11 protein-coding genes and 1 pseudogene are annotated in these 14,495 nt (G+C 73.4%); 2 read left to right on the forward strand and 10 right to left on the reverse strand.

The features are described from left to right. Positions 1-26: 26 nt before the first annotated feature. The 8 genes and pseudogenes from GV126_RS15385 to GV126_RS15420 all read right to left on the reverse strand — a co-directional run bounded on the left by GV126_RS15385 (position 27) and on the right by GV126_RS15420 (position 9,775). Positions 27-1,541, reverse strand: coding sequence for an aldehyde dehydrogenase family protein (locus GV126_RS15385; protein WP_159666825.1), 1,515 nt, complete (start codon positions 1,539-1,541; stop codon positions 27-29). 197 nt (positions 1,542-1,738) lie between these two features. After that, complete coding sequence (locus GV126_RS15390) at positions 1,739-2,647, reverse strand: serine/threonine kinase C-terminal domain-containing protein (protein ID WP_236570007.1); 909 nt, start codon at positions 2,645-2,647, stop codon at positions 1,739-1,741. A 34-nt stretch (positions 2,648-2,681) separates the two neighbouring features. Next, a complete protein-coding gene (locus GV126_RS15395; RefSeq protein ID WP_159666828.1) occupies positions 2,682-3,035 on the reverse strand; it encodes a hypothetical protein in 354 nt (117 codons plus the stop codon). Continuing rightward, complete coding sequence (locus tag GV126_RS15400; protein WP_159666831.1) at positions 3,019-4,662, reverse strand: AbeC-like domain-containing protein; 1,644 nt, start codon at positions 4,660-4,662, stop codon at positions 3,019-3,021. Before GV126_RS15400 ends, GV126_RS15395 begins: the two co-directional genes overlap by 17 nt. 215 nt (positions 4,663-4,877) lie before the next feature. Further along, positions 4,878-5,867: a malate dehydrogenase gene (locus tag GV126_RS15405; protein WP_159666834.1), complete on the reverse strand. Its 990-nt coding sequence runs from the start codon at positions 5,865-5,867 to the stop codon at positions 4,878-4,880. A 492-nt stretch (positions 5,868-6,359) separates the two neighbouring features. Then, positions 6,360-7,807: pseudogene (locus GV126_RS37655) on the reverse strand (helix-turn-helix domain-containing protein). 626 nt (positions 7,808-8,433) lie between these two features. After that, a complete protein-coding gene (locus GV126_RS15415) occupies positions 8,434-8,931 on the reverse strand; it encodes a DUF3017 domain-containing protein (RefSeq protein WP_419795997.1) in 498 nt (165 codons plus the stop codon). After that, positions 8,921-9,775, reverse strand: coding sequence for a bifunctional methylenetetrahydrofolate dehydrogenase/methenyltetrahydrofolate cyclohydrolase (locus GV126_RS15420; protein WP_028420676.1), 855 nt, complete (start codon positions 9,773-9,775; stop codon positions 8,921-8,923). The genes GV126_RS15415 and GV126_RS15420 overlap by 11 nt, the downstream gene beginning before the upstream one ends. 254 nt (positions 9,776-10,029) lie before the next feature. Here GV126_RS15420 and GV126_RS15425 point away from each other — a divergent pair, with 254 nt between their 5' ends. Further along, on the forward strand, positions 10,030-10,701 hold the full coding sequence (locus GV126_RS15425; protein WP_159666837.1) for an RDD family protein: 672 nt from the start codon (positions 10,030-10,032) through the stop codon (positions 10,699-10,701). Between the two features lie 356 nt (positions 10,702-11,057). On the opposite strand, the gene purH is transcribed toward GV126_RS15425, so the two are convergent. Together purH and purN are read right to left on the reverse strand one after the other, a co-directional pair. After that, on the reverse strand, positions 11,058-12,623 hold the full coding sequence (gene purH, locus GV126_RS15430) for a bifunctional phosphoribosylaminoimidazolecarboxamide formyltransferase/IMP cyclohydrolase (RefSeq protein WP_159666840.1): 1,566 nt from the start codon (positions 12,621-12,623) through the stop codon (positions 11,058-11,060). Then, positions 12,620-13,249 (reverse strand): phosphoribosylglycinamide formyltransferase, encoded by a 630-nt coding sequence (gene purN, locus GV126_RS15435; protein WP_159666843.1) that lies wholly within the window; start codon positions 13,247-13,249, stop codon positions 12,620-12,622. The genes purH and purN overlap by 4 nt, the downstream gene beginning before the upstream one ends. Positions 13,250-13,556: 307 nt before the next feature. Between purN and GV126_RS15440 the strand changes: the two genes are divergently transcribed. Then, positions 13,557-14,381, forward strand: a complete 825-nt coding sequence (locus GV126_RS15440; protein ID WP_159666846.1) for a hypothetical protein — start codon at positions 13,557-13,559, stop codon at positions 14,379-14,381. The last annotated feature ends 114 nt before the right edge of the window (positions 14,382-14,495 follow it).

Raw genomic sequence — 14,495 nt, forward strand, 5'->3', positions numbered from 1 at the left:
GTGCGGGCGGGCGGGGGGCCGGCGGCTCAGCCGGCGAACCAGCGCACCGGCTTCGGCGCGAGGTTGTGGTAGACGTGCTTGGTCTCGCGGTATTCGGCGAGCCCGGCGGGTCCGAGTTCGCGGCCGACACCGCTCCTGCCGAAGCCGCCCCATTCCGCCTGCGGCAGGTAGGGGGGGGAGTCGTTGATCCAGACGGTGCCGTGGCGCAGCCGGCCCGCCACGCGCCGGGCCTTCGCGAGGGCGCCGCTCCACACCCCGCCGGCCAGGCCGTACTCGGTGTCGTTGGCCAGGAACACCGCCTCGTCCTCGGTGCGGAAGGTCTCCACGGTGAGGACCGGGCCGAAGACCTCCTCGCGGACCACCCTCATCTCGCGGTGGCAGCCGTCGAGGACGGTCGGCTCGTAGAAGTAGCCGGCCTCCAGGCCCTGCGGGCGCCTGCCGCCGGTGCGCAGCACCGCGCCCTCCTGCAGGGCCGAGGCGACGTACGCCTCGACCTTCGCGCGCTGCTGCTCGGAGACCAGCGGGCCGCACTCGACGCCGGGTTCGGTGCCGCGGCCCAGGCGGATGCGCTGGGCGCGGCGCGCCAGTTCGGCGACGAAGCGGTCGCGGACCGACTCCTCGACGATGAGCCGGGCGCCCGCCGAGCAGACCTGGCCGCTGTGGATGAACGCCGCGTTCAGGGCCTGGTCGACGGCGGTGTCGAAGCCCTCGTCGGTGGCGCAGGCGTCGGCGAAGACGACGTTGGGGTTCTTGCCGCCCAGTTCCAGGGCGACCTTCTTGACGGTGGGGGCGGCGGCCCGCGCCACCTTCGTGCCGCTGGCCAGGCCGCCGGTGAAGGAGACGAGGTCGACGTCGGGGTGCTCGGCGAGACGGGCGCCGACGGTGTGGCCGGGGCCGGTGACGATGTTGGCCACCCCGGCGGGCAGTCCGGCCTCAAGGAGCAGGTCGACGAGGGCGACGGTGGTCAGCGGGGTGATCTCGCTGGGCTTGATCACGAAGGTGTTGCCCGCGGCGAGCGCCGGGGCGATCTTCCAGCTGGCCTGGAGCAGCGGGTAGTTCCACGGCGTGATCAGGGCGCAGACGCCGACCGGCTCGTGGACGACGATGCTGTGCACGTCGGGTGTGCCGGCGTCCACGATCCGGCCGGGCGCCTCGGCGGCGACGAGGTCGGCGAAGTAGCGGAAGGCGTCGGCGACGCAGTCGACGTCGATCCGGCCCTCCTGCACGGTCTTGCCGGCGTCCCGGCTCTCCAGCAGGCCGAGCGCCTCCCGGTCGCGCACCAGGAGGTCGGCGACGCGGCGCAGCAGGGCGGCGCGGTCGGCGACCGGGGTGCGCGGCCAGGCGCCCGCGCCGCCGTCGAAGGCGCGCCGGGCCGCCTCCACCGCCAGGTCCGCGTCCTTCTCGTCGCCCTCCGCGACCACGGCGAACGGGGTCGCGTCCGCGGGGTCGAGGATGTCGCGCGTGGCGCCGGAGACCGCCCCCCGCCACTCCCCGCCCGCGTGGATGGTGCTCTGCGCGGTGCGCGCCCTGTTGTCCGCCATGATCGGTACTGCCTTCCGTTCCTGCTCGATCGCCCTGGGTGACCGGAGGGTCACCCTCAGGGACCGTCAGCGCCTGCCCATGGCGGCACGGTGCATGCGCGATCGGCGGGAAAAAGTGGCCCGCGTCACGGATCTTCGGTGCAGGGGGACGCAAAAGGGGCGGTGGAGGTGCGGGGCCGGGTGGCCGGGGTGGTGGCTCAGTTCGCCGGCGCCGGGCAGACGCCCTCGGACGGGCAGAACCACTCCAGTGCCGTGGTGAGGTTCCGCAGCGCGCCGGCGCCTCCGTCGGTGTCGGGGCCGTAGGAGGCGATCGCGTAGATCCGGCCGTCCGCGGACGAGAAGCGCTCGTCGTAGACGTGCCAGGTACCGATGTCGGGCTCGCCCCTGAGGGAGTCGGCCACGTACTCCAGGCGGGTGCCGCTGACGCCCGCCCCCTCCACGCTCTCCAGGGCGAGCTTGCGGAAACCGGGCGGCTTGGGCACCTCGTCGGACAGGAACAGCTGGAAGGACGCCTCGGGCGAGGACTCGGCGACCTGGTACACCTGGATCCGCCGGTCCCCCGAGGCGCTGCGGAAGTTGACGACGTCCATGCCGAACTGCGAGGCCACCGTGGAGCGCCGCCAGCCGTCGGGAACGGCGATCCGGAAGCCCTCGGGATCCTGGTGGGCGGTGTAGCCGTGCGGCGGCTCCACGGCGGTCGGGGACGGGCTGCCGGAGTCCGTACCGGGGTCCTCGGACGCCTGCGGGGAGAACGACGGCGAGGCCACCGTGGGCGTGCCGGTGGACGCCCGGTCCTTGCCGTCGTCGCTGCCGCCGCCGAGGCCCAGCGTCACCGCCAGAGCGACGGCGACCCCCCCCCCGGCCGCCGCGCCGACCACCGCCCAGACCGCGCGGGGGCCGTGCCGGCGGCCGGACGGCGCCGGTGGCGGGGCCGCCACGGACCACCCGCCGGTGGGTGCGTCCGGGTCCCGGACCGCGCCGGGCGGCGCGGAGGGCGCATGGCCCGGCCGGGCGGGCGGCGGCGGGGTCACGTGGGCCGCGTCGCGTGTGCCGTCCTCCCAGCGCTGGGTCTCCTCGTTCCAGTGCCGTCCGCCCCCGTTGGCCACGGCGACCTCCTTGTCCCCTCCGGCGGGCCGGTTCTCACATCCCGAGCAGGCCGGCCACGGTGCCGGCCGACGCCAGCAGGGTCAGCACCGACTGGGCGTCGGGGAGCAGCTCCCGCAGCCGCTGCCGCCCGCTCTCGCCGGCGGTGCCGGTGCGGGTGATCTCGTTCTCGGTGTCGGCCAGGGCCTCGTCCAGCTCCCGGGTCCCCTCGGTGCTCCGAAGCCGCGCCAGATCGGCGCGCAACTCGCGGACGGCGTCGAGCAGTTCCCGCTCCGCCGGGTCCTTCGGGGCCGTGTGGTGGTGGCTCTCGGCGTGCGCGTGGCTGCCGATGGCGAAGGTGCTGTGCGAGACGTCGCCGATGCTGACGCCCGGCTCATCCGCCGTGGTCATCGCTGCCGGATCCCTTCCGCGGCGTGCCGCCGCCGGTCGTGGAGGAGGCGGCGGAGTGGTCACCGACGGCAAAGGTGCTGCCCTGGACCCGACCGATGTGCACGCCGCCGTTGCTGATGTTGTAGACCTGCTGGATGAACTCGCCGGTCTGGTAGCCGGCCTCGGCGAGCGCGGCGCGTACACCGTGGGCGACCCGCTCCTGAATGCTCTTCAGGTAGCGGGCGACGTCCATCTCCTGGAACTGCGACGTCCCGCTGCCCGAGCCCAGCTCCCGCACGGACAGCGCGGGCCCGTCCGGCAGCGCCCCCGCGTATCCACCGGTCAGCCGCCCCCAGCGGTGCACCCCCGACCTGCTGAGGGCGGCCAGGGAACCGGCCAGGGACCCGGGCACCCGGCTCATGGCCCACACGGCCTTCCCCAGCGAGCTGTTGTGCCGGAAGCGGTGGGCCGCGCGGTCGGCGTCCTTGAAGTCCGGGCGCACCGGCAGCAGCACATGCGGAGCGATCTCCAGCATGAGCATGCCTCCCTGGGTGTGGATCCGCACGAACACCGTGACGACCAGTTCCTCCTCCCAGCCGCCGACCCGGATGCGCAGGAAGTGACGCCGCTTCTCGGCCCCCTCCTCCACCGCACGCGCCCTGTGCTCCTCGAACGCCTGCGGGTGGTACGGCGCGTCCTCCCGCCGCAGCAGTCCCTCGGCCGGCAGGAAGACGCACTCGTCGATCTCCAGCCAGCGCAACCGGTCCCGCACGCCGGTCCCGGCGCACTCGGCGGGCACCCGGAGGCGTTCCACGCGCGGCCGGATCTGTTCCAGCACCAGCCGGTTGCTGAGCGGCTGCTGCTTCTTCGACGGGACCGGTTTCAGCTCCACGGACAGCACCCACTCCCGGGAGGCCACACCGGCCCCGCAGAACGGACGCGCCTCGTGGTACATGACCAGCGGTGCGTGCTGCTCCGTCCGGATGCGGTGCTTGAGCATCTGGACGCGCCGGCTCGGGTCGCGTTCGGCGGGATCGTTCACGGCGTCCGGGAACCGACGGGGCGACAGCTCGGCCGCCAGGACGCGTGCGAACCGGCCGCGCTGCCCGGCCAGGCAGGCAGCGATGAGGACGAACATCACGAAGACGGCCCAGGCCCGCCAGGGTTCGATCCGCCCGCCGCCGAACGCGGCCGCCACCAGGGCCAGCATCAGCACCAGGAAGAACAAGCCGCCCGCCCAGCGGAGAAGGAACGCGAGCCCGGCCCGGTACAGGTGGCGGTCCGGATCACCGCCGTGGATCCACCCGCCGATCGCGAGAAGCACGCTGGGGACCAGGAAGAGGACCAGCCGACCGCCGCTGAGCACCGCGCCCACCAGCCACAGCCCCAGGACGGCCCAGGCCCACTGGACCTCCTGCCGACGGGCGCGCAGGGCGTGCGCGAGGACGCGGGCGGCGTCGAAGCCCAGGGACGGAGCGACGAACCGCTGCTCGTTGACGAACAGTTCCTCGATCACCCGGTCCCGGTAGGCGGGGTCGAGGTAGGCGCCCGCGCACAGCAGCCGGGTGGCCTCGCTGGCGTGCGGGGGTACGGGCGGGGGCGCGTCCGGAGGCTGCGGCTGCTGCTGCGGCACGAATGCGGTGCTCACGCGACTCCCCCGAGATGCGAACGGCCGTCAGCGTGGCGGAACTGACGGGCCATCACCATAGAGCAAGGGCGAGCCGCGGGGAAAGCGGTTTGTCAAGAGCGGGACGGGGTGAAGGCAGCCACAGTCCGACGTCACCCCGGCATGCGCGGGCCCCGCCCGGAGAAGACCGGAGCGGGGCCCGTGCGCGCCCTGCGGCCTTGCGGCCCGGGGCGTGGTCAGATCAGGCCGAGGCCGCGGACGGCCTCGCGCTCGTCCTGGAGCTCCTTGACGGAGGCGTCGATGCGGGTGCGGGAGAACTCGTTGATGTCCAGGCCCTGGACGATCTCGTACTTGCCGTCCTTGCAGGTGACCGGGAAGGAGGAGATCAGGCCCTCCGGGACGCCGTAGGAGCCGTCCGACGGGATGCCCATGGAGGTCCAGTCGCCCTCGGCGGTGCCGTTGACCCAGGTGTGGACGTGGTCGATGGCGGCGTTGGCGGCGGAGGCGGCCGACGAGGCGCCGCGGGCCTCGATGATGGCGGCGCCGCGCTTGGCGACGGTCGGGATGAAGTCCTCGGCCAGCCACTTCTCGTCGTTCACGACCTCGGCGGCGTTCTTGCCGGCGACGGTGGCGTGGAAGATGTCCGGGTACTGGGTGGCGGAGTGGTTGCCCCAGATGGTCAGGCGCTTGATCTCGGAGACCGCGACACCCGTCTTCTTCGACAGCTGGGTCAGCGCGCGGTTGTGGTCCAGGCGGGTCATGGCGGTGAACCGCTCGGCCGGCACGTCCGGGGCGGCGGCCTGGGCGATCAGCGCGTTGGTGTTCGCCGGGTTGCCGACGACCAGGACCTTGATGTCGTCCGCGGCGTGGTCGTTGATGGCCTTGCCCTGCGGCTTGAAGATGCCGCCGTTGGCCTCCAGGAGGTCGCCGCGCTCCATGCCCTTGGTGCGGGGGCGGGCGCCGACGAGGAGGGCGACGTTGGCGCCGTCGAAGGCGACGTTCGGGTCGTCGGTGATGTCGATGCCCTGCAGCAGCGGGAACGCGCAGTCGTCCAGCTCCATCGCCGTGCCCTCGGCGGCCTTCAGCGCCGGCGTGATCTCCAGCAGGCGCAGCTTGACCGGCACGTCCGCGCCGAGCAGCTGGCCGGAGGCGATGCGGAAGAGCAGGGCGTAACCGATCTGGCCGGCCGCGCCGGTGACGGTGACGTTCACGGGAGTGCGGGTCATGGCGTTCTCCGTATGACAGCTGGCGGTCGGGGCGTCCCTGCCCCGGGGTGCAGGATCCCGCGCGTCCGGTTGGGCGACCGTACGCCCGCCGTGATGACCGATCACCTGTGCGGATGATCGATCTCTTGGCGTCAAGAGAGATCCAGCGGTCAGGCTATCGCGCATCCGGCATCCCGGGCGTCCGGGTCCCTGTGGCCCGCCCCACAGAGTGTCGCCGAGCGGGCACGTGGCGGACAGGGGGTCGCCTGTCCGGGAGAGGAGGGGGCGGCCGCCCGTCCGGGAGAGGAGGGACGCGGCGGCCGCCATGGGGGTTCCGGAGCACCGGACTCCCGTGGGGGTACGGTGCGCTTTCCCCACCGAGCCCACCCCATGCCTGCCGCGCGCCTCTTTTCCGCATCCCTTTCCCGGCGGCACCCCCGCGCCCCTGCGGTCCGTGCGGCTCCCGTACCGCTACAGCCGTACCGCTACGCCCGTACTGCTGCGGCCCTACGGCTACCTCGTGCAGCCCTTGCGTCCCGACGCCAGCGTCACGCAGGCCCTGGCCTGAGCCGCGTCCTTCACGGCCACCATCGGCGTGTACGCGATGGTGTCACCGGCCTGCGCCACCGTGTCGGTCTCCTTGCGCGCGCCGACCACGACCTGCACCTGATCACCCTGCGCGGCCTGCGTGATCCGGCCCCAGGCGGCGCCGCAGGTCCTGCTGTAGCGCACCTCCACCACGGTCGTGCCGACGGTGACGCTGCGGGCCGTGGTCACCAGTTCGCCGCTGCAGCCCATGGCCTCCGCGTCCTTGCCGGTGCAACCGCTCCCGGCGCACTTCACGCCGGGCGGCAGATCCGGGTCGGTGGTGACGGCGGGCGACGGCGGCTTCGCCGCGCTCCGGCTCCCGCGGTCCCCGTCGCCGCCGGTGATGGAGAAGACGGCCCCGATGACCACCAGAACGCCGACCAGGCCCGCGAGGAACATGGTCAACTGGCGCCTGCGGATGCCGCCGCCGGGGGTGGAGGTGGTGGTAGGGGTCGCCCGCGCCGCCGCGGCCAGGGGCGCGCCGGCCCACTGTCCCCCCCGCCCGGGGACACGGGCGCCCCCCGGCGCCGCCCCGGGCGGCGCCACCGCGCCCCGCGGGGCGGGCCCCGGGTCGCCCCCGGGGGGGCCCGGGCGCCCGGGCCCCCCCGGGGGGGGGGCGGGGGGCCCGGGGGGGGGGCTCGATCGCCGCCGCCGGGGTCGTCGTCGGAGCGGTCCTTTGTCCCTGGGGCCGGTGAACCGGGGGTCGGTGAGCCCGGGGCCGGTGAATCGGGGGCCGGTGAACCGGGGGTCGGTGAGCCCGGGGCCCGTGAAGTCAGCCCCGCCGCGCCCGCACGCTCGCGCCCCGGCGGAGGGGTCCCCTCGCGGGCGGCGGCGTTCTCGCGGGCGTCCGCGTCGGAGGCCGACGGCTGGGACGGCACCGTGGGGAACACCCCCGCCGGACCGGCGATCCCGAGCGGGCGTGCCCCGGGGGCGCTCGAGGCGTTCCCGCCGCCACGGGCGCCCTTGCCGGCGTCGGGTCCCGGGCCGGAGTCGGAGCCGGGCCCGCCGAGTTCGGCGCCCGCCGTCGACGTACCGAAGTCGCCCAGCGCGGCGCGCGCCTGAGCGATCCGGATGGCCTCCATGGTCCGGTCGTGGCGCAGCTCCGCGCGGCTCCAGGCGCGTTCGGCGAGTTCCCACATGGTGGTGAGGTGGAGCGGGTTGGTGCCGGTCACCTCGGCGAGGGCGACGACCGCGCCCTTGGGGGCCAGGAGCCGGCCGCCCAGGTACCGCTCCCAGGACGTCCTGCTGTAGCCCGTGCGGTCGGCGAGCGCGGCGACACCGAGACCGCTGCGGTCGACGAGCCGCCGCAACTGGCAGGTGAACTCCTTGACCTGCGGATCGAGTTCGTCGGGCAGGGCCTTCCAACGAGGCATTGCTGCTTCCCCCCTCTTCCCCCGTACTGCCGGCTGTACCCCGAGCGCGCTCGCCCCATTCCGTGCGGCACCCGTCCGTGCGGCACCGGTCCGGACGGCACCCCGTCCGTCCGACGCCCGTCCGCCGGGCGCCCGTTCGTCCGGCGCCCGGTGGTCCGGCATCCGTCCGCCCGGCGCCCGCTCGTGCGGCACCCGTTCGTGTGACACCCGTTCGGCCGGTACCCGTTCGCCACGGGTCGGGCCACGCGCCGTTGCACTGGCGGTCCACGCTAGCCCGGCCGACGGGAGAGTTCGCCCCAGATCGCATTTTTGTCCACAGATCGACACACCGGCAGCGCAAACGGGACCGCTTGCACCACACGGACGTTCGACCTGTTCCGGGCAGCAGCAATGTTCAGGACAGCGGCAACAAGGGAGACCCCGGGGCAAGTTCCGGGGACGACTGGGGCGCACTTGTGCCCGAGCGCGGACACCGTTGCGAGACGGTCACCACCGTGCGACAGGGCGCGGACAGTGGTTGAACAGCACGTTCACCGTGCAGCAGGGTTGATCCCGACGGCGGCCCGTCCTGCTCGGGGGAGAGGACGGTCCGCCGTCACGCTAGAACACGCGGTGTAGGAACGGCGTCAGCTGTTCTGGACGGTGAAGTGCAGCGCGTCGTCCAGGAACGGGATCTCCAGCCAGGGCCGGGGCTGGGCCATCAGCGCCAGCAGCACGATGGCCACGCCGAGGACGCCGTAGGTGACGATGTCGGTGAAGCGGGAGCGTACGGCCAGCATCCCGACGCGGGGCAGCAGCCAGCGCAGCACGGCCCCGCCCAGCAGCCCGGCGCCGATCAGCAGCAGCCCGACGCGGAACGCGTCGAGGGCGGTCACCAGCAGACCCACGCCGACCGTGATCAGCACGGCGAGCAGCGGCCACTGCCGCGCGGGCGCCGGGGCGTCGAGGGACGCGGCCCGGCCGCCGCCCTCGGGGCGCGCCGTGTCTCTCGTGAACAGCGGGAAGCGACGCGTGACCCGCCGGGGCCGGCCGTGGGCGTCCGGGGCGCTGATCGGGTCCCGCACCTCCAGCTCGGGCTCCCCGCGGGAGGATCCCCGCGCGGAGCCGCCCGGCTCAGCCGACACTGCGCTCCGCCGCCTCCACCACGTTGACCAGCAGCTGGGCCCGGGTCATCGGGCCGACGCCGCCGGGGTTCGGGGACAGCCAGCCGGCCACCTCGGCGACGTCCGGGTGGACGTCGCCGACGATCTTGCCCTCGGCGTTGCGGGAGACGCCGACGTCCAGGACGGCCGCGCCCGGCTTGACGTCCTCGGCGCGGATCAGGTGCGGGGAGCCGGCCGCGGCGACGATGATGTCGGCGCGCTTGAGGTGGGCGGACAGGTCGCGGGTGCCGGTGTGGCACTGGGTGACGGTGGCGTTCTCGCTGCGGCGGGTGAGCAGCAGCGGCATCGGGCGGCCGATGGTCACGCCGCGGCCGACGACCACGACCTCGGCGCCCTTGATCTCCACGCCGTAGCGGCGCAGCAGGGTCAGCACGCCGTTGGGGGTGCAGGGCAGCGGGGCCGGCTCGTTGAGGACGAGGCGGCCGAGGTTCATCGGGTGCAGGCCGTCGGCGTCCTTGTCCGGGTCCATCAGCTCCAGGATGCGGTTCTCGTCGATGCCCTTGGGCAGGGGAAGTTGGACGATGTAACCGGTGCAGGACGGGTCCTCGTTCAGCTCCCGGACGACCGCCTCGATCTCCTCCTGGGTGGCGGTGGCCGGCAGCTCCCGCTGGATGGAGGCGATGCCGACCTCGGCGCAGTCACGGTGCTTGCCGGCGACGTACTTGCGGCTGCCGGGGTCGTCCCCGACGAGGATCGTGCCGAGACCGGGCGTGACCCCCTTCTCCTTCAGCGCCGCCACGCGGGCGGTCAGATCGGACTTGATCGCGGCTGCGGTGGCCTTGCCATCGAGAATCTGGGCGGTCATGCCTCCATCCTCGCGGATGACGGCACCCGGGTTCCAATCCGGGGCGCCCCTGATGTCCCACCCGTGACCGGCGGTGACGGGCGGTGTTGCGCTTGCACAACACCTGGGTCCCCGGACTGGACAAAATCTCGCCGCTCCTAGAACGATGAACGGCGCAGTATCGCGGTTCGTGTTCGGGGGGCAAACCGCTCAGATGTGTCGTTCCTCCGCGCAATCCGCACCGTCCCCGCAGACGCAAACGGAGGAATCCGGCCATGAGTTTCGGCTCGCCCAACAATCCCTACGGAGCGCCGCAGGACCCGCAACAGGGCTACGGCTACCCCCAGCAGGGCCAGCCCGGATACGGCTACCCGCAGGCGCCGGGAGGCGTCCCGCCGCAGGGCGGCTACGGCTACCCGCAGCAGCCGGGTCACCCGGGCGGTGCGGGCGGTCCCGCGCCCCGGATCGCCTCGATGGGCCGCCGCTTCGGCGCCCGTCTGATCGACGGCGTCGTCTTCGGCATCGTCTACACGATCCTCATCGTGGCCGGTGCCGTCAGCGCCTTCAACTCCGCCCAGGACTGCGGCGACCCCGGCTCCCTCGGCTACGACTCCTGCATCAACGACGCGGGCTCGGACATGGCGAGCAAGCTCGGTGCCGTCATCGGCGTCCTGTGGATCATCAGCCTGCTCTACGAGTGGCTGATGGTCGGCCTGTTCGGCCGCACCCTGGGCAAGATGGCCGTCGGCCTGCACGTGGTGAACGCCGAGACGGGCGCCAAGCCGGGCCTGGGCAAGGCCTTCATACGCTGGATCATCCCGACGGTCGGCAGCATCGCCTGCGGCATCGGCGCGCTGCTGGTCTACCTCTCCCCGTTCTGGGACAAGTCCGGCCGCCAGCAGGGCTGGCACGACAAGGCCGCCGGCACGATGGTCGTCATGAACTGACGGTCGTCCCCGACCGCCTGCTCACGCAGCGTCGCCGACCACCGCGGACCGGACCCACGGTCGTCCGCCGACCCCCGCGGACCCACGGTCGACGGTGACCGCCGTGGGCGCCGCGAACGGGCGTGCGCGACGGAACAGTCCGCGCCTCTCACCGCCGAGGTCCGTGTCTCACCCGCCCAGGGCAGACACGGACCTCTGCCGTCCTGCTGACGCCCGGACACGGGCAACGGCCTCCGGTCCCTCCCGAGCAGGGGAGGGGCCGGAGGCCGCCGTCATGCGTGAGCCGGACACAGTCCCGGTGACCGGTGAAGGTGATCAGCGCAACGTGGTCGGTGGCGGTGACCAGGGGGAGGTGCTCAGTGGAAGAAGTGCCGGGTGCCGGTGAAGTACATCGTCACGCCCGCCTTCTTCGCGGCCTCCACGACCTGCTCGTCGCGGATCGAGCCGCCCGGCTGGACGATGGCCTTCACCCCGGCCGCGATCAGGATCTCCGGGCCGTCGGGGAAGGGGAAGAAGGCGTCGGAGGCGGCGTAGGAACCGCGCGCCCGCTCCTCGCCCGCCCGCTCGACGGCGAGCTTGCAGGAGTCGACGCGGTTGACCTGGCCCATGCCGACACCGACGGAGGCGCCGTCCTTGGCGAGCAGGATCGCGTTGGACTTCACCGCCCGGCAGGCCTTCCAGGCGAACGCCAGCTCGGCCAGCTCCGCCTCGGACAGGGCCTCACCGCTGGCGAGCGTCCAGGTGGCCGGGTCGTCGCCCGCGGCCTGGAGGCGGTCGGTGACCTGCAGCAGCGCACCGCCGTCGATGGCCTTGACCTCGACCGGGGCGGCCGGGGCGCCGGGGGCCCGCAGCACGCGGATGTTCTTCTTCTTGGTGAGGGCCTCCAGGGCCCCCTCCTCGTAGTCCGGGGCGACGATGACCTCGGTGAAGATGTCCGCGACCTGCTCGGCCATCTCCTTGCTGACCGGCCGGTTCACCGCGATCACACCGCCGTACGCGGACACCGGGTCGCAGGCGTGCGCCTTGCGGTGCGCTTCGGCGACGTCCGCGCCGATGGCGATGCCGCACGGGTTGGCGTGCTTGACGATCGCCACGCACGGCTCGTCGTGGTCGTACGCGGCACGGCGCGCGGCGTCCGTGTCCGTGTAGTTGTTGTACGACATCTCCTTGCCGTGCAGCTGCTCGGCCTGGGCGAGGCCGGCGCCGCCGGGCTCGACGTACAGCGCGGCGGGCTGGTGCGGGTTCTCGCCGTAGCGCAGGGTGTGCGCGCGGTCCCAGGTGGCGCCGAGGAAGTCGGGGAAGTCGGAGTCGTCGACGGGGGCGTACTCGGAGGCGAACCAGCTCGCGACCGCCACGTCGTAGGCGGCGGTGTGCTGGAAGGCCTCCGCGGCCAGGCGCTTGCGGGTGGCCAGGTCGAAGCCGCCGGCCCGGACGGCGGCCAGGACGTCGGCGTACCGCTCGGGGCTGGTGACGACCGCGACCGAGGGGTGGTTCTTGGCGGCGGCGCGGACCATGGAGGGGCCGCCGATGTCGATCTGCTCCACGCACTCGTCGGGCGAGGCACCGGAGGCGACGGTCTCCCGGAACGGGTACAGGTTGACGACGACCAGGTCGAACGGCTCGACGCCCAGCTCGGTCAGCTGCCGCCGGTGGTCCTCGAGACGCAGGTCGGCGAGGATGCCCGCGTGCACCTTGGGGTGCAGGGTCTTGACCCGGCCGTCCAGGCACTCGGGGAAGCCGGTCAGCTCCTCGACCTTGGTGACGGGCACACCGGCCGCGGCGATCCTGGCGGCGGTGGAGCCGGTGGAGACGAGTTCGACGCCGGCCTCGTGCAGTCCGCGCGCCAGCTCCTCCAGGCCGGTCTTGTCGTAGACGCTGACGAGCGCGCGCCGGATGGGCCGCTTGTTGCTCTCGGCGGTCACTGGATAACTACCTTTCGTCCCTCGATGCGATAGCCGTTGCGGGCGAGCCGCCCCACGACCTCGACGAGCAGCCTTCGCTCGACTTCCTTGATGCGCTCGTGCAGCGCGCTCTCGTCGTCCTCGTCCCGGATCTCCACCACGCCCTGCGCGATGATCGGCCCGGTGTCGACGCCGTCGTCGACGAAGTGGACGGTGCAGCCGGTGACCTTCGCGCCGTACGCGAGCGCGTCGCGGACGCCGTGGGCCCCCGGAAAACTGGGCAGCAGGGCCGGGTGCGTGTTCACGAACCGCCCGCCGAACCGCGCGAGGAACTCCTTCCCCACGATCTTCATGAACCCGGCGGAGACCACGAGGTCGGGCTCGTAGGCGGCGACGGCCTCGGCGAGCGCCGCGTCCCACTCCTCGCGCGTGCCGTAGTCCTTGACCTTGCGCACGAAGGTGGGCACCCCGGCGCGCTCGGCGCGCGCCAGCCCCTCGATGCCCTCACGGTCGGCGCCCACGGCGACGATCTCGGCGCCGTAGGCCTCGGCGCCGAGTGCGGCGATCGCGTCGAGGAGCGCCTGCAGATTGGTGCCGGATCCGGAGACCAGCACGACGAGGCGCTTGGCCACGGGCTTGGCGGCCACGGTGGGGCCCTTTCTCGGGGGAGCGTGTGGTGTGCGGTCGGCGCGTTTGTACGGTCGTACGAATGCTTCGCGTCCCCGGATACGGGGAAGCCTACGAAGCGGCCGGCCGTCAGCAACGATACCGGCACTCCGCACGGCCCCCATGGGACGGGGGCGTGGCCGGGCGGTAGCGTCTGGAAGGAGCGGACTCGGGAACGCGGTCGAGGTGCGGTGCGTTCACGAAGTGACAGCTCACTCCGGCCCGTCCGGGCCGTTGCCCAGTCACCAGTCTCGTCAGCCGTAGTCACAAGGGGAAGACGCTCACTTGATGCCGGACCGCAGCCTGCGACTCCTCATGCTCCCTCCGCAGTCGGCGCGGGGAGGGGAGCGCGGCGCCGTGCTGCTGCGGGAGCGCCCCACCTCGCCGCCGGACGAGAAGGGCGCGCGGGAGAAGGGCCCCGAGCCGAAGGACACCGGACGGGAGGGCGCGGGGTCGGACGACAATCCCTTCGCCCCGCCCGCCGAGGGCGCTCCGGACCGTCCCTGGCAGCCGCGGCATCCCTCCGGTGGCGATTCCTCCGGTGACGGGCGTCCGGGCTCCGATGAGGGCGGCGGCCGCTCGCCGTGGGGCAGCCAGTGGAGCGACCGCCAGCCCGGCCGCTCCCCCGGCGGCTTCGGCGAACGCCCGCAGCCTCCCGGTGGCCTCGGCGGTGGGCCCGAGGGACCGGGCGGACGGCCCGGCCCCGGCATGCGCTGGGACCCCACCGACCCCACCCAGCGCCGGGCGCGCTTCGCCCTGCTGTGCGGCATGTGGGCCTTCTTCTTCGCGCTGTTCAGCTGGCCCTACGTGGCCCTGCTGCTGGGCGCGCTCGCCCTGTACTGGGGCATCAGCTCGCTGCGTGCCAAGCCGCGCAAGCCCGACCCCGACCGGCCGGCGCCCCCGCCCCAGGGCCGCCCGCAGGCCACGGCCGCGGTCAGCGGCCTGGTCACCGCCGCCCTGGCACTGGCCCTGGTCGGTGCGGGCTTCGCCGCGCAGTTCGTCTACCGCGACTACTACTCGTGCATGCACGACGCCCTGACCAACCAGGCCAGACAGTCCTGCGACCAGCACCTGCCGCAGCAGCTGCGGGGGGTGCTGGGCACGGACGGCTGAGGGCTGGGTGCCGACGGCTTGAGGGCCGGGTGCGGACGGCTTGAGGGGTCTCTCATACAACTCCGACGCTGCCGACGACGCCCGCAGCGGAAACCATAGCGGGCCTCCTCTTGA

Source organism: Streptomyces mexicanus (assembly GCF_902506575.1).
Taxonomy (GTDB): Bacteria; Actinomycetota; Actinomycetes; order Streptomycetales; family Streptomycetaceae; genus Streptomyces; species Streptomyces mexicanus.